A 17,846-nucleotide genomic window follows, 5' to 3' on the forward strand; every position below is an offset into this window, starting at 1 on the left:
CAATGAGCTAACAGCCCACTGGTACACCTCTCACACCACCGTACGTACGGGTCTCGTATACGGCGGTTCGTTAGGTATCAGTGTCATCGCTCTTTACACCAACAACACCTTTGCCCGATTTTAGAATAAGGCTAGACTCAAATAAATGAGAGCTTCCTTATTGAATTTAAGACAACCTAACGTTCAGCCCTTCGCTACATTGTGAGACCTCCACAGTTTCTATTTGTGGCTCGTTACCAATAGCTAATATGGTATCTGCTGACTTCTCAGTACAACTAACCCGTAGTTCCTGAGATATCCCCCGGTAAGAGCATTTTCCTTCCTCCAATTCCTGCCTGATCTACTACTTTGGTGTTTCTCTAATAAAGAGTTAGGACGTCGACATGATGTGCTGCCTTATCCAAGCTCATAGCCTCATATCAGGTTCCTGTTCGTCAGTACCGGATTTTGTAGTCTCGCTTCCTTCAGTGCATACCTCACGGTAAACCACCTTGCGACTTACTAATGCTTCCCAGAGTCACCTCGGCACATAAGGGACTTACACCCTCTGGAAAATTAACATACTTATTGTTAGCTCTTTTGACTAAATATTTGCATATTTAAACTTTTTCAAGAGCTTACAAATAAGTGTGCTCTTGCTCATGCAGGGCACACACACGCAATATACGTAAGCCGGGGGATGTGGGTGTTTTAAACTTTTGTACATTTACTCAAAACTGTAACGGTTTGACAAGTTGGAGCTTCGAAACCCCGGCCTCCGCATATTGCCACCGTTACCCACAAGCAAAAGAAACAGAAATATGAGAAAACTATTGACATTAACATTAGGACTTTTGGCAATTACTGCATTTGGACAGAAAAGTGAAAAAGTTGACTTAAAATGGAAAATCAATCCAGACGAAACTTTAAGTTACCAAACAGTAATGACTGAAATTGACACATCAACTGTTGAATTTAATTTCGGTGGATTATTTGATGCATTATCAGATAGTACAAATGAAAATACAGATGAAGCCAAAAAATTATTTGAAGAATTAAACAAATCTTTTAAGAATATTGATTTTGTTACAAACCTAACAAATAAAGGAAATGGTATAATTGACATCGTATTACAAACAAGACCAAAAGAAAAGATTGAAGAAGTTAAGACTGACACACTTGATGATAAAATGGCGGAAATGATGAAAATGATGCAATCAATGAATCAAGGCGTAATGTTAAGAGGTTCTGTTTACGAAACAGGTGGAATTCATAGTTTTTGGGTGAAGATTAACCAAAAGAATTTGATTTCACTATTTTTTGAACTTCCACAAAAACCAGTTGAAATTGGAGATACTTGGGAGTTAGAAATCAATTTGATTGCCAATGACCAGAATTTTGAATGTGATTCTGCATATAAAGTAAATAAAGTGACATTGACAGACTTAAAAACAAAAAATAATGAAACGATTGCAGTGTTAAAATATGAAATTGTTGAGTTTGTAGATGGAACTTTTAATTCCCCGTCATTTATGGGAAAAGGAGGACCAACTAAAACAATGATGAAATTTACTCATCAAGCAATTGCAGAATTTTCTATTGAGAAAGGACGTTGGATTTCATATGACGGAATTATGGGAATAGAAGCAACTGGTTTTATGACATCAAATGTGAAAAAGAAATTTGCCTTGATAGAAGAATAAATGCCAGTGGGTAATCGAGTAGGCAGCCGCTAGGCCATTAGCCTAGCGGAGAACCTCTCACACCACTGTACGTACGGGTCTCGTATACAGCGGTTCGTTAAGTTGTGGGGAAATTTTCTTGTAAATGTCAAGCATTGATTCGTAGCCACGCTTCTTCAATCGGTCAAGAGTAATTGTAGTTCCAAGTATTGGACTTCGAGCAATTGCCCAACCTCCCATTCGAGAACGAGACCATGCATAGGCTTGACCCTGTTCTATTCCTAAACGAATCAGGTTTTTCCTTTTTCGTTCAGGCTTTTTCCAATGATGCCAGATACAATATCTGAGCCTGTTACGAACCCATCCATCAACATCTTGAAGTTTAACCAGCATACTAGCCATTCGGAAGTTGTTTACCCAACCTCTTTGAACCTCAGCAAGTTTTTGAATACGTTCTTCAAAACTCATAGGAGTCGTTTTGCGGGTGATGGTTTTTAGCTTTTGCTTTAAGTTTTTCCAACTCTTTTTGGAAACTACCAATTGATATTTGCCTCGTTCCCCTTTCTTGTAGGTTGGTACAAAGCCAAACCCTAAAAGGGTGAAGTGAACTGGTCGGCGAATTCCACTCTTTTCCCTGTTGATTTTTAATTTTAGCTTGTCTCTTAAAAACTTGTAAATCGAATTCCCAACTTGTCGGGCTTGCGATTTTGTTTTAAAATAAATGCTAAAATCATCCGCATAGCGTACAAAGCGTAAGTTCTGGAGTTCCAGTTCTCTGTCCAGTTCATGCAACATGATATTGGACAAAAGAGGACTTAGTGGACTACCTTGTGGTACTCCTTTTCTTCGTTTGACCAGTTTGCCTTCAATTAAAATCGGGGCTCGCAGCCATTTACGAATCAGGCGCATTGTTTCTCTGCATTTTATCTTTCGATAAAGTAACTGCAATAGGTAGCAGTGATCCACTTCATCAAAGAAAGTTTGCAGGTCGATATCTACAATATGCTGAAAGCCATCGTTAATATATCCCTGTGCTTTCATGACTGCCTGATGCAGACTTTGCTTTGGTCGAAATCCAAAACTATTGTCTGAGAATTCAAACTCGAATTTTGCCGTGATTATCTGCAATACCGCTTGCTGAAGCAAACGATCGGTTACGGTCGGAATACCCAATAAGCGCATCTTTCCGTTCCCTTTTGGAATCTCCACACCTAAAATCGCATGGGGCAAATACTTTCCTGTACGAACCTTTTCAGTCAGCTCATCCCGATTAATCGACATGAGGTCTGTAAGTTTGGTTACAGGCATATGATCAACACCTGCAGAACCGTGGTTCTTTTGAACCCCGTACATGGCTCGTAATAAGTTCTTGCCTGTTAGTATTTGCTCAATCATTTTAATTACTTTTTCCCTGTTCCGCTTAATGCAAGGCTAGAATCATAAGAAAGCTTCCTTGCAACATTTGGAACAACTTAACGTTCAACCCTTCACTATTTTGTGAGACCTCCATGGTTTCTATTCATGGCTCGTTACCAATAGCTAATATGGTATCTGCTGACTTCTCAGTACAACTAACCCGTAGTTCCTGAGATATCCCCCGGTAAGAGCATTTTCCTTCCTCCAATTCCTGCCTGATCTACTACTTTGGTGTTTCTCTAAAAAAGAGTTAGGACGTCGACATGATGTGCTGCCTTATCCAACCTCATAGCCTCATATCAGGTTCCTGTTCGTCAGTACCGGATTTTGTAATCTCGCTTCCTTCAGTGCATACCTCACGGTAAACCACCTTGCGACTTACTAATGCTTCCCAGAGTCACCTCGGCACATAAGGGACTTACACCCTCTGGAAAATTAACATACTTATTGTTAGCTCTTTTGACTAAATATTTGCATATTTAAACTTTTTCAAGAGCTTACAAATAAGTGTGCTCTTGCTCATGCAGGGCACACACAATGTATAATAATAATAGCCGAAATATTAGTAAATTCAAGGGTTGTAGCCCGCTTCAACCTTCTTGTAACTTGACAGGAAAGTGCCACGCAGTCGGCTACTATTCTTATACTCACCGTTGTGGTTCATTAAGACAAGATGGAACAAGAGAATAAAAAAACATATAAGTCGCCAGATAATAAACACATATTTGAATTCATATATGAGAGTGAAATTAGGTTTGGCCCAGCTTATTATAAACTACAACTAGACGGGAAGGTGATCTCCAAAAGAATCTTTGGATTTGAATTTAAGTGGCATCCCGAATCAAAATATCTTGCTTTAGAAGAGTGGTTAACTACTAGTTATCAAAAAGGTCCGATTACAAGCTTGACAATTGTCGATCTTGAAAAAAGACGTTTTGCAAGAATTTCAAAAGCGGAAAAAGGATTTATAAAGCCATTAAGATTTGAAGGAGACTTGGTAATTTTTGAGAAGGTGTTTCTTGCCGAAGGAAAGAAGTCTGAATATGAAATAAATTTAAAAGACATTGAAAATTGGGACAAGTAATATTCTACTATGAGATATCACTTAGAATAATTTGAAAAAGTGATAAGATCAAAAATAAAAACGAAACCACAATCGAGTAGGCAGCCGCTAGGCCATTAGCCTAGCGGAGAACCTCTCACACCACTGTACGTACGGGTCTCGTATACAGCGGTTCGTTAAGTTGTGGGGAAATTTTCTTGTAAATGTCAAGCATTGATTCGTAGCCACGCTTCTTCAATCGGTCAAGAGTAATTGTAGTTCCAAGTATTGGACTTCGAGCAATTGCCCAACCTCCCATTCGAGAACGAGACCATGCATAGGCTTGACCCTGTTCTATTCCTAAACGAATCAGGTTTTTCCTTTTTCGTTCAGGCTTTTTCCAATGATGCCAGATACAATATCTGAGCCTGTTACGAACCCATCCATCAACATCTTGAAGTTTAACCAGCATACTAGCCATTCGGAAGTTGTTTACCCAACCTCTTTGTAATTCTTTCAGTTTTTGAATACGTTCTTCAAAACTCATAGGAGTCGTTTTGCGGGTGATGGTTTTTAGCTTTTGCTTTAAGTTTTTCCAACTCTTTTTGGAAACTACCAATTGATATTTGCCTCGTTCCCCTTTCTTGTAGGTTGGTACAAAGCCAAACCCTAAAAGGATGAAGTGAACTGGTCGGCGAATTCCACTCTTTTCCCTGTTGATTTTTAATTTTAGCTTGTCTCTTAAAAACTTGTAAATCGAATTCCCAACTTGTCGGGCTTGCGATTTTGTTTTAAAATAAATGCTAAAATCATCCGCATAGCGTACAAAGCGTAAGTTCTGGAGTTCCAGTTCTCTGTCCAGTTCATGCAACATGATATTGGACAAAAGAGGACTTAGTGGACTACCTTGTGGTACTCCTTTTCTTCGTTTGACCAGTTTGCCTTCAATTAAAATCGGGGCTCGCAGCCATTTACGAATCAGGCGCATTGTTTCTCTGCATTTTATCTTTCGATAAAGTAACTGCAATAGGTAGCAGTGATCCACTTCATCAAAGAAAGTTTGCAGGTCGATATCTACAATATGCTGAAAGCCATCGTTAATATATCCCTGTGCTTTCATGACTGCCTGATGCAGACTTCGCTTTGGTCGAAATCCAAAACTATTGTCTGAGAATTCAAACTCGAATTTTGCCGTGATTATCTGCAATACCGCTTGCTGAAGCAAACGATCGGTTACGGTCGGAATACCCAATAAGCGCATCTTTCCGTTCCCTTTTGGAATCTCCACACCTAAAATCGCATGGGGCAAATACTTTCCTGTACGAACCTTTTCAGTCAGCTCATCCCGATTAATCGACATGAGGTCTGTAAGTTTGGTTACAGGCATATGATCAACACCTGCAGAACCGTGGTTCTTTTGAACCCCGTACATGGCTCGTAATAAGTTCTTGCCTGTTAGTATTTGCTCAATCATTTTAATTACTTTTTCCCTGTTCCGCTTAATGCAAGGCTAGAATCATAAGAAAGCTTCCTTGCAACATTTGGAACAACTTAACGTTCAACCCTTCACTATTTTGTGAGACCTCCATGGTTTCTATTCATGGCTCGTTACCAATAGCTAATATGGTATCTGCTGACTTCTCAGTACAACTAACCCGTAGTTCCTGAGATATCCCCCGGTAAGAGCATTTTCCTTCCTCCAATTCCTGCCTGATCTACTACTTTGGTGTTTCTCTAAAAAAGAGTTAGGACGTCGACATGATGTGCTGCCTTATCCAACCTCATAGCCTCATATCAGGTTCCTGTTCGTCAGTACCGGATTTTGTAGTCTCGCTTCCTTCAGTGCATACCTCACGGTAAACCACCTTGCGACTTACTAATGCTTCCCAGAGTCACCTCGGCACATAAGGGACTTGCACCCTCTGGAAAATCAACATACTTATTGTTAGCTCGTTTGATCAAATATTTGCATATTTAAACTTTTTCAAGAGCTTACAAATAAGTGTGCTCTTGCTCATGCAGGGCACACACAATTTGTAAACGTAATGCGAGCAAACGTGGAGTATGAAAGGGCTGTGGGTTTAAGTAGCCCCGCAAATTTAATTTCTTAACGAAATGAAATTTGTATTAAAGGTGTTTAAAAATTAAATTCGCTACTTAGTAAACCGTAAACGTAGAAAGCTTTAAGTTCGCACTACGCTTACAATAACGTTGTACACCATAAAAAAGACGAAAAAAATGAATGTTGAAATTAGACCATTGACCAAAGATTTAAAAGACGATTACTTGTCTCTTTTTGATAATATGATTCATAAAGAAAACCCTGAATGGTCAAAATGTTATTGTAATGACTATCATTTCCTCGGAGATGTCGAAACTTGTACACGTGATATGAGTCGCTCATTGATAATTAATCGCATAGATGAGAACGAGCTACAAGGTTATTTGGTTTTTGAGAATGGTAAACCGATTGGATGGTGTAATGCAAACAATAGATTAAATTATCAACGATTATTAAGAGATTTTGATTTGATCGATAATCCAAATGATAAAGTTTGCTCAGTTGTTTGTTTTTTAATCCACCCTGATTACAGAAGAAAGGGGATTTCTCAAAAGCTTCTTGAAAGAGTCATTGAGGATTATTCGAATACAGACTATGATTATCTTGAAGCATATCCGAGAAAAGGAAAATCGGGTGAAAATAATTTCAAAGGTCCTATGGAATTATATAAAAGAAACGAATTTCTAATGCACAAGGAGTATGATAATTATTATGTGATGAGAAAAAAACTAAAATAAATACGGTGTACAATCGAGTAGATGGCCAGTGAGCTAACAGCCCACTGGTACACCTCTCACACCACCGTACGTACGGGTCTCGTATACGGCGGTTCGTTAGGTATCAGTGTCATCGCTCTTTACACCAACAACACCTTTGCCCGATTTTAGAATAAGGCTAGACTCAAATAAATGAGAGCTTCCTTATTGAATTTAAGACAACCTAACGTTCAGCCCTTCGCTACTTTGTGAGACCTCCACAGTTTCTATTTGTGGCTCATTTCCCGTAACTACTATGGCTTCTGCTGACTTCTCAGTACAACTAACCCGTAGTTCCTGAGATATCCCCCGGTAAGAGCATTTTCCTTCCTCCAATTCCTGCCTGATCTACTACTTTGGTGTTTCTCTAAAAAAAGAGTTAGGACGTCGACATGATGTGCTGCCTTATCCAAGCTCATAGCCTCATATCAGGTTCCTGTTCGTCAGTACCGGATTTTGTAGTCTCGCTTCCTTCAGTGCATACCTCACGGTAAACCACCTTGCGACTTACTAATGCTTCCCAGAGTCACCTCGGCACATAAGGGACTTACACCCTCTGGAAAATTAACATACTTATTGTTAGCTCTTTTTACTAAATATTTGCATATTTAAACTTTTTCAAGAGCTTACAGATAAGTGTGCTCTTGCTCATGCAGGGCACACACAATGTGTATAATGCATAAGGGTTTCAGAGATTCTCAAAGGGTATCACCCGCATCATTTTTGGGTGGTAAGTTGATAGGTTTGAAGTCCGCAATCCCTTACGAAATAATACACTCAAGGTTGCCGTTCATCGCATAATGTAGTACAAATAATATAAGTTGGATCAGAATTGTATATTTGTACAAACGTTAATTCGATTAAACAACATGACAAGTAAATCTCAGATAGAAGTTGAAAATAAGCTGATTTCAATAGTTAAACAAGATGCGCAAGACTATATTAACTTGACTGATATGGTTCGAGATGAGGAAGGTTCTGACCATATTCGTAACTGGATGAGAAATCGCAATACAGTAGAGTTCATTGGATTATGGGAATCTTTAAATAATCCGAATTTTAAACATGTCGAATTCGACACCTTTAGAAAACAAGCAGGACTCAATAATTTCAATTTGACTCCTAAAAAGTGGATTAAAGCTACAAATGCAATTGGAATTATTTCAAAGTCCGGGAGATACGGAGGGACTTATGCTCACAAGGATTTAGCATTTGAGTTTGGTTCATGGATTAGCCCGATGTTTAAGCTATTGTTGATTAAGGAATATCAGCGATTAAAAGAAATTGAGAGTAATCAGTATAATCTTGAATGGAATGTTAAACGGATTCTAACTAAAACAAACTACCAAATTCATACTGATGCAATAAAAGATTGCATATTACCTGAGAAAAACTACGACAAGGATAAAGAATGGTTAATTTATGCAGAAGAAGCAGATTTGTTGAATGTTGCGTTATTCAAATGCACTGCGAAAGATTGGCGAGATGTGAATCCTGTTAAGGCAAAAAAAGGAATGAATATTCGTGATTTTGCTAGCATAAATGAATTGGTAGTTTTAGCAAACCTTGAGAATCTCAATTCGATTCTAATTCGCAATCAGATTGATAAGCGAGAAAGATTTGAACAATTAAGAGACATTGTTCAAGTACAATTAAAATCACTTGATGAAAAGGATTTTATGAAAGCTTTGAAAAAAGTATCAGAAGACATTTATATTGAGAACAAGAAGAAATTGGAATAAACAACGAAACAGCAATCGAGTAGGCAGCCGCTTGGCCATTAGCCTAGCGGAGAACCTCTCACACCAATGTACGTACGGGTCTCGTATACAGCGGTTCGTTAAGTTGTGGGGAAATTTTCTTGTAAATGTCAAGCATTGATTCGCAGCCCCGCTTCTTCAATCGATCAAGGGTCATTGTAGTTCCAAGTATTGGACTTTGAGCAATTGCCCAACCTCCCATGCGAGAACGAGACCATGCATAGGCTTGGTAAGGAAAAATAGATACTGAACTTTACCAAAAAATATTGAGAATTAAGAAAATAGCGCAATGAAAATCATAAAATGGAATAACATAAAAATTGAATTGGAAAGATTATTCAATTTTCGAAAAGAGAAATTTTTTTTATCAAAACTCATTGCAAATTTTGAAAAGTTAGCTGAAAAGGGAGAAAATATACCATTTAAAATAACGGAAATACGCAGAAAAGGATTTGAAGTTAAAGTTGCTGGATTATTTGGCTTTATTTCATTTAACCATATGCCTTGGAAATATGGAAACCATAATTATTGGAGTGCTGTTTATCCTTCAATAAAAGGAAAGGTCTTCTTTGCGAAAACACATCAATTCCGTAAAAAGCCACTGACAATCATCCTGGATGGAGAGGTTGCTCAGTTCAAAAAATACGGATTAAATGAAAGAGATAAATATAAGGGGATAATAATCAACAAAACAAAATATGGAGTATTTATAGATATTGGCTTTCATTTCAACTGGAACTGCGGATCAATTGTTGGAATGGTTCATAAATCAAATTTTGCTCCAGTCGAAATATTTGAAGTTTTACAAATCGGTGATACAATTGAATCATTCTTTTTGGGGAGTAACAATAAAGAACAACTTCTTTTTGGTGACAACAGCGTTTCAAAAGAATGGCTTAACGGAGAAGTTGAAAAATTGATTGGGGATATTTTACCTGTAAAGGTTGTCAAAAGCAATAGTGACAAAACGGATTATTTAGTAAATGGAAAATACAATGCAACATTACCGCCAAAGTCATCAATCTATCCTACAAAAAAGCAATTAATCAAAAACGCCATAAAGAATTTAAAAAATGGGGATGTAATACATTGTGAAGTTTTAAAAATTGATAAGCTCAATAATACATTGCAATTAAAATGGGATTTCGCACATGAAATTGACGCGATCATTTCAAGGACATATGATCAAGATAATGAATTAAAAAATCAAATAAATGAGTTTAAAAAAGGTAATAACTCAATCGAAAATATTGCAAACAAAGAGATAATTGAAAAATTAAGAAAAAATACATTTGGTAATCGACTAGATGACCAGTAAGCTAAAAACCTCACCAGAACACCTCTCCCACCGACTTCTCCTAAAGATCTCATATACAGCGGTTCGTTAAATTGCGGGAAATTTTCTTGTAAATGTCAAGCATTGATTCGTAGTCTCGCTTCTTCAATCGATCAAGGGTAATTATAGTTCCAAGTATTGGACTTTGAGCAATTGCCCAACCTCCCATTCCAGAACGAGACCATGCATAGGCTTGACCCTGTTCTACTCCTAAAACCTTACTTTTTTTTGACAGTCTCTTTTCTGTGTTGAGTTTGAATCAAGGATTATACAAATCCGGATTAAAGAAATTCATGATAGATTTTATCATCTCTATTTTAACATTGGCTTTTTTGTGATGGGGATCAAGGTCGGTTGTTAGCAAATACGCACTTAATGCATCAGTTAGTTTTCCCGTTCGGTGATAGAGCTCGCCAATTTGAAATTGAGCCTCAACATGATTTGGTTCAAATACCAAAACCGATTTGTATTTTGCAATTGCTGCATCAATTTTTTCAGCCTGGGCCAAATTTGCAGCTTCCACCATTAAATTTTCCAATTCCTTGCTCATATTCCAATCATTTACCACACTTTCTTTGGCGCAAATGTATACAATAGCCTTTATCAATCAAAGCATATCATCCCGATTATATCGGTTTTACAATCAAACGAGCATGATTAAAACAATTATTAAACATACAAGGCAATGATTATTTTAATCGAAGGTTTATAGTGGCATAGCTTCTCTTAAAAGCCTGATGGCACATTGAATAAATTTATAATCTATTGATTATATCTACCAGCCTCTCAATTTCGATCGGTTCATCATCAAGTCTCAATTGCACTATCGGATCTATTTTGTAAGTTTACAGGTCAAATCTAAAATCAAGCAAAACAACAATGACAAAACAACATTGGAAACCCGGAACCATGGTTTATCCCATACCAGCAGTAATGGTTAGTTGCGGATCGAAACCTGAAGATTATAATATCATTACCATTGCTTGGACAGGAACCATTTGCAGCGATCCTGCCATGTGTTACATATCAATACGAAAAAACAGACACTCCCACCATATCATTAAAGAATCAGGCGAATTTGTAATCAACCTAACAACAAAAGATTTAGCATTTGCTACTGATTGGTGTGGTGTAAAATCGGGCAAAGAATTCAACAAGTTCGAAGAAATGAAGCTTACTCCCGCTCCATCAAGAGAAATAGCGGCTCCCATTATCGAGGAATCGCCATTAAGCATTGAGTGCAAGCTTAAGAATATTGTAGAATTGGGGTCGCACGACATGTTTATTGCCGAAGTGGTAAATGTTCAGGCCGATGAAAGATTTATCAATCCCAAAACAGGAAAGTTTTTGCTTAGCAAAGCACGTCCTATTGCTTATTCGCATGGATATTACTTTGAGTTGGGAAAACTGATTGGTCAGTTTGGTCATTCGGTAATGAAAAAGAAGACAAGGGAAAACAAAAAGAAGAAATAACAAAATACCGGCCTTTTAAGCCGGTATTTCTATTTCATATTATCTGCATTTTCCGTTTATCGAATTCTATCTAAAGATCGAATCATCGCTTCATCTTTTCCAATATTTCTTAAAGCAAGATAACTTAAAATTAAGGCAACCAATGGAAATACATTGATTACACTGTAATTAGCAATCGCATCTAATTCTTTAAGCTGACTGTTAATGCTGTAATAAATCAATCCCGTCGATCCCAACATGCAGATCATATTAAAAATGGTTAAACGAATCTGAATCATCCTCTTTTTGTATAAGAAAATGCTTATCAAACCAATTAAAATGATTAAAGATAATAAAAATGCAATCGGATAAGCTACAAATAATGAAGGTGCACCCTCTTCAATTGATGGAATTCCCCTGTATAAAAACTCAAGGGTTTGACCCGAAGGATCTTTCAAGTGCGCCAACGGAAAAAAGAACATGAGTCCGATTAAAACTGCGCTTCCCAGCAAGTATAAAGTTTGTATTCTTTGTATCATACTTATATAATTTTTGTACAAATTTAATTTTAATAACAAAAGCAGCAAATTTTCATTTGCTGCTTTTAACCATCATTACTTAATACTAACTAATACACTTAATCCTCGACTAAAAAGAATTCCCCTAAAACTCTTCAAAACCATATTCATAAGCTTCTACGGCAAGTTAGGTTCCGTAAAATTTAAGTAGGTTTACCATTAACCTTTTCTCTTTAACGACACGTAGTCGATATAATATAGCACCCTCAGCGACACGCTATTAAATTGTGTCGCATCAAATGTGTTCTTTAAGTTATTTACAAATCGATGAGCCACTTTCTCATCACTATCAAAAATGGAATTTTTCCAAACCAAAGCCAATTCACTACCCGGAGCAAACCTCCAGGAGTATACCATATCAATATTAAAGCTATTGAAATTCACGTCATGATTCTCCTTATAATCAGAATCAGCCACCCTTCCATTGTTCTTTAGGGTATAAAAGTCCTCATACTCAGCCTTAGCCCAATAATGTCGGGCACGAAAAGACAAAGAACTTTTATTGTTGAAAATAAAATTGGCTCTTAGTCTATTTTCCAAATAGGATGTATTTCGCTCCCCAATAAACACCGTATATAAACCATCATTTTCCTCCCTACTAGCATAACCCAATTCATTAAGCGATCTATCCCATTCTAACTTATAATCCATAGTAAAACGATCGCTAAAGCGATATCTTGGTTCAATTTCGAGAGAGAATGTTTTTAATTCATCCGTTGATAATCTCTTCCCATAATCTCCACTTATATCAATGGCAAATTCTCTTCGATAATCAGATGAAAACCATCCGCCTATAAATGCTGAAGATCCTTTTCTCAAGCTCATTCCTGCAACTCTAGGCTCATTATAATCATATTGATGAAGAGGCCTAAAATTACCATAAATACCTACTGCTGTATGATCTTTAAACATTACACGAGTGTTATAGAAAATTGTAAATCGCGCATATCGCTTGGGCTCATATCTCGATTCGTGATGAAAACTAACTTTTGCACTGCGCTCCAGTATGATTCCTTTTGGCTCATGGTTTGAATAGTAAAAATTCAAATTGTTATTGATTTGATTGTTACGAGATAAGAATCCCATATCATTCGGATTGTAATCACCAGATATCATACGATGGTAAAAATCCCAGGTAAACTTGCCGCTTATTTTACCAAATTCAAGTTCATGATAGTGACCATTCTGATCATCTCCATCATCAATCATTCTTTTAGAAAATATTCCCTTCCCAACCAATCGATGAGTTCTTTTTCCATTTTTGAAAACAAATTCGGTTCCAGTAACATTTGCCATATAATCTATCTCTGGAACATACCGGTTTGTATTAAAGAAACTCAAATAAGATTCGTTCTTTAAACTCTTATCAAGTACCAACATATTATAATTGGTAAAAGCTTGCGTTTTTACTTTTCTCGAATCTCCGGTAAGCGTATCCTTAATAGTGGCATAGGTATTTCTAGTCATCGCATTTAATGCGCCAATTCCCAAACCATTCAAATTTCTGCCTGATACTTTACTTGCATTAATTATTTTAGATTCAACTGGATTTTCTGTTACAATCTCATTGACTCCCAAATCATCAGAAGCCATCCATTTATTCATTGGTCTTCCCCCAATTCTTCTTGAATAAAAAATATTCCCACGATTAAAGAGCTCAGTTGCTTCAGTAAAAAACTGCCGCTTCTCATCAAACTTGGTTTCGAATGGAGATAGGTTCAAAATTTCATCATCAGATTGTACTTGTCCAAAATCGGGAATCAGCATCATGTCTAAAGTATAGCTCTCGTTGATACCATATTTTAAATCCAAACCACCTCGATATTTATTTTCCCATTTCGATTCATCAGAAGATTTCTCGATATAAGTTGAAAAATAGGGTGTAAAAGATAAACGAACCGGAGGATTTACATTCTTTATTCCTTTTAATACTCCACTCTGGTTAATCCAACCATTCTCTTCCCTATCGATAAAATTCCAGGTTATCTTTTCACGTACTTTCTGTATGTTTCTAATTACATTCAATCCCCAAACCTGAACATCTTTCTTTGGGAATCGAAGAGCCGAATAAGGTATTTCAAATTCAGCACTCCATCCTGTTCCATTAATAGTGGTAGCACTTTTCCAAACTCCATCCCAACTTGAATCTTCTTGGTTATTTACCACTTTAGCATCCCACTGCACTCCTGCCGGAGTAATTGCAAACTCAAATGCATCCAAACCATTGTTAAATGGATCAATCAACACCAATATAAAATCAGCATTGTTCAATTCATCTCTTTTACTAAGTTCATTAAAAATGCTATCAGGATCCGAATCGTACATCATTACACCAACAAATAGTGCATCGTCGGTGTATGCAAATTTTACTTCTGTTTTATAATTAGTGGGACCTCCGTTATCTGGTTCATGCTGAACAAAATCAGTTGCGACAGGCACACCTTTCCAAATCTCATCATCGAGTTTACCGTCGATAATAGGCCTATTCGTTACACGCACTGAACGAATTTCCTTCTTTTTAAGATTAACACTGTATCCAGGCAATGCCATAATAGTTAACAATAATAATAAAATTAGTAGGGGTAATCTATTCATAGTTTGGTTTAGTAATAATGGTTCCGATAGCTCTATTTTAATTTGTTGCCCAACATCTCCTTATCATACAACATGCCAAGAAAATTTAAATGTTGTAAATCAGTCCATTTAGTTAAGTTTAAACTTTTCTAAACTGAACGATTTCGGCATGCTCATGTTCGATAATGAACACAAAAAAAAGCCGCCTGAACAATCAAGCGGCTTCAAAAAATATATCTTTAGCTTAGTTATTTCCAAGAATCAATGGCATTCCTTCTTTACCACTACCAATTACAACCACTTTAGCATTTGGAGATTCTGAAAGTGTAATTGTAGCTTCAATTCCGCGCATTTTTAAAAGCGCTGGAGTTAAACTACTGTTGATAATCTTATTCGCTCTGGCTTCCCCTTCAGCGGCAATTCTCTTTCTTTCGGCCTCACTCTTTTCTTTTTCCAGTTTAAACTGATATGCTAAAGCTTCCTGTTCTTGCTGAAGCTTACTTTCAATCGCTACTTTAATCTTTTCAGGCAAGTTAATCGAACGAATCAACAAAGCACGCATTTGAATATTATTATTCTTTAGAATCTGTGATGTTTCTTGAATGATTGCTTCTTCAACCTCTTTTCTCTTAGTAGAATAAATTTCTTCCGCAGTGTATCTACCTGCAACTTGTCGAACCGATGAACGAACTTCCGGAATGACCAACTGACTGATATAGTCCTTCCCAAAAATTTCGTGTAAATATCCAATTTTGTTATAAACAGGATTAAAACGGACAGAAACATCGATATTTACGGACAAACCATTTTTATCCAACACATCCATGGTTTCTTCACTTTTCTGCTCTCTTACATCATAAACATGCATATCATTCCAAGGTGCAATAATATGGAATCCAGGCATAAATACATTTTCCTTATCCAATCCACCTGAGAATTTTCTGAATATAACTCCTCGTTCACCTGGTTGAAGTGTTAAAAACATACTTGAGCCCGATAAAATTAGGACAACAGCAAAAAATGCCAAAACAATTAAAAAATAGGGTTGCTTCTTCATGATCTTGTATTTATAATTCAATTTTCAGTTAAATATAGTACAATAATACCAGTTTTATCATGAAATGAGCCCAAAATTGTTTTGAGAATTTTGAGTATAGTCAAGGAAAGAAAATAGTGACATAGCGATATTTTTTTCACGAATATTAACGCAAAAAGACAAAAGAAAGCGACTTATTTCATGGTAACACTGTTGTATTATTAAAATTTAGGAATTTGACAGATTCTTAACGTTAAGAAAACTTCCAATTTAGAGGAATACAATTTGTTAGTTTGTAGATTAAAAAATTATATCTAGATTCAGTTCTTTGCTATCAAATTTAAGAATATGGAAAAAATCAAATCATCAGAACTAATTATCAACCCCGACGGAAGTGTATTTCACTTACACCTTCGTCCCGAACATCTAGCCGATACGGTTATTTTGGTTGGAGATCCCGGAAGAGTAGAATTGGTTGCCAGCTTCTTTGATGAAGTGGAATGCACAATTTCTAATCGTGAATTTGCAACTACAACCGGAACCTATAAAGGGAAAAGGTTTTCGGTTTTATCAACTGGAATTGGTACCGATAACATCGATATCGTAGTTAATGAATTGGATGCCTTGGCTAATATCGATTTAGAAAACAGAACTATAAAAACTGAACACAAAAGTCTTAATCTTGTTAGAATTGGAACATCAGGTGCTTTACAAGCTAATATACCTGTTGATTCGTTCTTGCTTTCAAAAAGATCAATCGGCTTTGATGGCATGCTTAATTTTTATGCTGACCGTGACCATGTTTCAGATCTTGATTTTGAGAAGTCGTTCAAAGATTTTGTGAATTGGGACGAAAAACTGGCTTCACCATACGTTGTTCCGGCATCTAAAGATCTTATAAACCTGCTTGACGGAAACGATATGGTAAAAGGAGTAACTATTTCGGCAAACGGATTTTATGGTCCACAAGGCAGAATTTTGCGATTACAAACTCTCGATCCGGATTTGAATGATAAAATAGAAGAGTTCGATTTTAAAGGTGAACAAATTACAAATTATGAAATGGAAAGCTCAGCTATTTTTGGTTTGTCGGCAATGCTGGGACACAATGCTGCTGCGATTTGTGTAATCATTGCCAATCGCATCACCAAAGATGCGAGTAAGGATTACAAGCCAACTATAAAGCGCCTGATCAAAGTCGTTCTCGACAGACTTAGCTAGATCGGTTTTAGCCTAATTTTCATAGAAATAGCCCATAAGATTGTTTTTGCTTATGGGTTTTCTTATATTTAGCAGGGTCAAAACTTTAAGTTATGAATGAGAATAAACTCACTGCTCTATTATCCTTGTTAGACGATCCAACGCCGGAAATCTATAAAAGAATCGAAAATGAGTTGATTAACTTTCCTATTTCTATTATTCCTCAACTCGAAGATTACTGGCTGGACTCGAAAAGCACATTACTTCAGGAACGACTTGAGCAAGTCATCAATAAAATTCAGTTCTCCCAAGTAAAGAAAGAGCTGACAAACTGGGGTAAATCAGAATCACCCAACTTAATTGAAGGAGCCATTCTGGTAAATAAAAGTTGCAATCCATATCTGATTACTGAACCAATTCGGAAAGCAATCAAAAAAATTAAAAAAGATGTGTGGCTTGAATTAAACAACCATTTAACAGCATTAGAAAAAATAAAAATTCTCAATCATTTTTTCTACAACATCTACAATTATCAAACTCTATCACCTAATCAACCTACCAATTGGGATAGTGATATTAGAACAGTATTATCGCAAAAACAAGGTAACTATGTAATTATTTCAATTATTTATGCAGGAATTGCGCAAGAGTTAGGCATGCCCGTTTATGGCATACATTTGCCCGATAGTATACTTTTGTGTTATATCGACAAAATGGATGAATCATCGAAAAAGGAAGATGTCCTGTTCTACATAAACCCTATCGACAAGGGTAAAGTTTTTGGACGAACAGAACTACAGTTTTTAATTGAATCAAAAAAAATAGTAAATCGTCCAAAGTACTATAAAGCCGCAGGCAATACAAGCCTGATTAAAAGACTGGTAAAGCATAACATTAGTGTCTATGAAAAACTCAAACTCACTACCTACGTTCCCAATTTTAGGGATTTGTACAAATCGATTTAAATAGCTTGA

14 protein-coding genes are annotated in these 17,846 nt (G+C 36.6%); 8 read left to right on the forward strand and 6 right to left on the reverse strand.

Going from position 1 to position 17,846, the window contains the following annotated elements; genetic code table 11:
• Positions 1 to 800 precede the first annotated feature (800 nt).
• Positions 801 to 1,682, forward strand: a complete 882-nt coding sequence (locus ACO05S_RS01745; protein ID WP_421919825.1) for a hypothetical protein — start codon at positions 801 to 803, stop codon at positions 1,680 to 1,682.
• Between the two features lie 57 nt (positions 1,683 to 1,739).
• On the opposite strand, the gene ltrA (ACO05S_RS01750) is transcribed toward ACO05S_RS01745, so the two are convergent.
• Positions 1,740 to 3,056, reverse strand: coding sequence for a group II intron reverse transcriptase/maturase (gene ltrA, locus ACO05S_RS01750; RefSeq protein WP_421919826.1), 1,317 nt, complete (start codon positions 3,054 to 3,056; stop codon positions 1,740 to 1,742).
• Between the two features lie 694 nt (positions 3,057 to 3,750).
• Between ltrA (ACO05S_RS01750) and ACO05S_RS01755 the strand changes: the two genes are divergently transcribed.
• Complete coding sequence (locus ACO05S_RS01755) at positions 3,751 to 4,161, forward strand: hypothetical protein (protein WP_421919827.1); 411 nt, start codon at positions 3,751 to 3,753, stop codon at positions 4,159 to 4,161.
• Positions 4,162 to 4,276: 115 nt separating this feature from the next.
• Here ACO05S_RS01755 and ltrA (ACO05S_RS01760) read toward each other — a convergent pair whose 3' ends face one another.
• Positions 4,277 to 5,593: a group II intron reverse transcriptase/maturase gene (gene ltrA, locus ACO05S_RS01760; RefSeq protein ID WP_421919828.1), complete on the reverse strand. Its 1,317-nt coding sequence runs from the start codon at positions 5,591 to 5,593 to the stop codon at positions 4,277 to 4,279.
• Between the two features lie 764 nt (positions 5,594 to 6,357).
• Between ltrA (ACO05S_RS01760) and ACO05S_RS01765 the strand changes: the two genes are divergently transcribed.
• From ACO05S_RS01765 to ACO05S_RS01775, 3 genes are all read left to right on the forward strand, one after another.
• Positions 6,358 to 6,918: a GNAT family N-acetyltransferase gene (locus tag ACO05S_RS01765; protein ID WP_421919829.1), complete on the forward strand. Its 561-nt coding sequence runs from the start codon at positions 6,358 to 6,360 to the stop codon at positions 6,916 to 6,918.
• Positions 6,919 to 7,805: 887 nt separating this feature from the next.
• On the forward strand, positions 7,806 to 8,678 hold the full coding sequence (locus ACO05S_RS01770) for a KilA-N domain-containing protein (protein ID WP_421919830.1): 873 nt from the start codon (positions 7,806 to 7,808) through the stop codon (positions 8,676 to 8,678).
• Positions 8,679 to 8,985: 307 nt separating this feature from the next.
• On the forward strand, positions 8,986 to 10,014 hold the full coding sequence (locus ACO05S_RS01775) for a hypothetical protein (RefSeq protein ID WP_421919831.1): 1,029 nt from the start codon (positions 8,986 to 8,988) through the stop codon (positions 10,012 to 10,014).
• Positions 10,015 to 10,291: 277 nt separating this feature from the next.
• Here ACO05S_RS01775 and ACO05S_RS01780 read toward each other — a convergent pair whose 3' ends face one another.
• Complete coding sequence (locus ACO05S_RS01780) at positions 10,292 to 10,582, reverse strand: tetratricopeptide repeat protein (protein ID WP_421919832.1); 291 nt, start codon at positions 10,580 to 10,582, stop codon at positions 10,292 to 10,294.
• Positions 10,583 to 10,911: 329 nt separating this feature from the next.
• Here ACO05S_RS01780 and ACO05S_RS01785 point away from each other — a divergent pair, with 329 nt between their 5' ends.
• A complete protein-coding gene (locus tag ACO05S_RS01785; protein ID WP_421919833.1) occupies positions 10,912 to 11,505 on the forward strand; it encodes a flavin reductase family protein in 594 nt (197 codons plus the stop codon).
• A gap of 56 nt (positions 11,506 to 11,561) precedes the next feature.
• Here ACO05S_RS01785 and ACO05S_RS01790 read toward each other — a convergent pair whose 3' ends face one another.
• The 3 genes from ACO05S_RS01790 to ACO05S_RS01800 form a co-directional block, all read right to left on the reverse strand.
• Complete coding sequence (locus ACO05S_RS01790) at positions 11,562 to 12,023, reverse strand: DUF4293 domain-containing protein (RefSeq protein WP_421919834.1); 462 nt, start codon at positions 12,021 to 12,023, stop codon at positions 11,562 to 11,564.
• 198 nt (positions 12,024 to 12,221) lie between these two features.
• Complete coding sequence (locus ACO05S_RS01795; RefSeq protein ID WP_421919835.1) at positions 12,222 to 14,657, reverse strand: DUF5916 domain-containing protein; 2,436 nt, start codon at positions 14,655 to 14,657, stop codon at positions 12,222 to 12,224.
• A 223-nt stretch (positions 14,658 to 14,880) separates the two neighbouring features.
• Positions 14,881 to 15,693 carry a prohibitin family protein gene (locus ACO05S_RS01800; protein WP_421919836.1) on the reverse strand — a complete coding sequence of 271 codons (813 nt, stop codon included), beginning with the start codon at positions 15,691 to 15,693 and terminating at the stop codon, positions 14,881 to 14,883.
• 327 nt (positions 15,694 to 16,020) lie between these two features.
• Here ACO05S_RS01800 and ACO05S_RS01805 point away from each other — a divergent pair, with 327 nt between their 5' ends.
• Positions 16,021 to 16,893: a nucleoside phosphorylase gene (locus tag ACO05S_RS01805; protein WP_421919837.1), complete on the forward strand. Its 873-nt coding sequence runs from the start codon at positions 16,021 to 16,023 to the stop codon at positions 16,891 to 16,893.
• Positions 16,894 to 16,985: 92 nt separating this feature from the next.
• The gene (locus ACO05S_RS01810; protein WP_421919838.1) at positions 16,986 to 17,837 is read left to right on the forward strand and encodes a transglutaminase family protein; all 852 of its coding nucleotides are present in this window, start codon (positions 16,986 to 16,988) and stop codon (positions 17,835 to 17,837) included.
• Positions 17,838 to 17,846 lie beyond the last annotated feature (9 nt).

The organism is Marinifilum sp., assembly GCF_965230805.1.
Taxonomy (GTDB): Bacteria; Bacteroidota; Bacteroidia; order Bacteroidales; family Marinifilaceae; genus Marinifilum.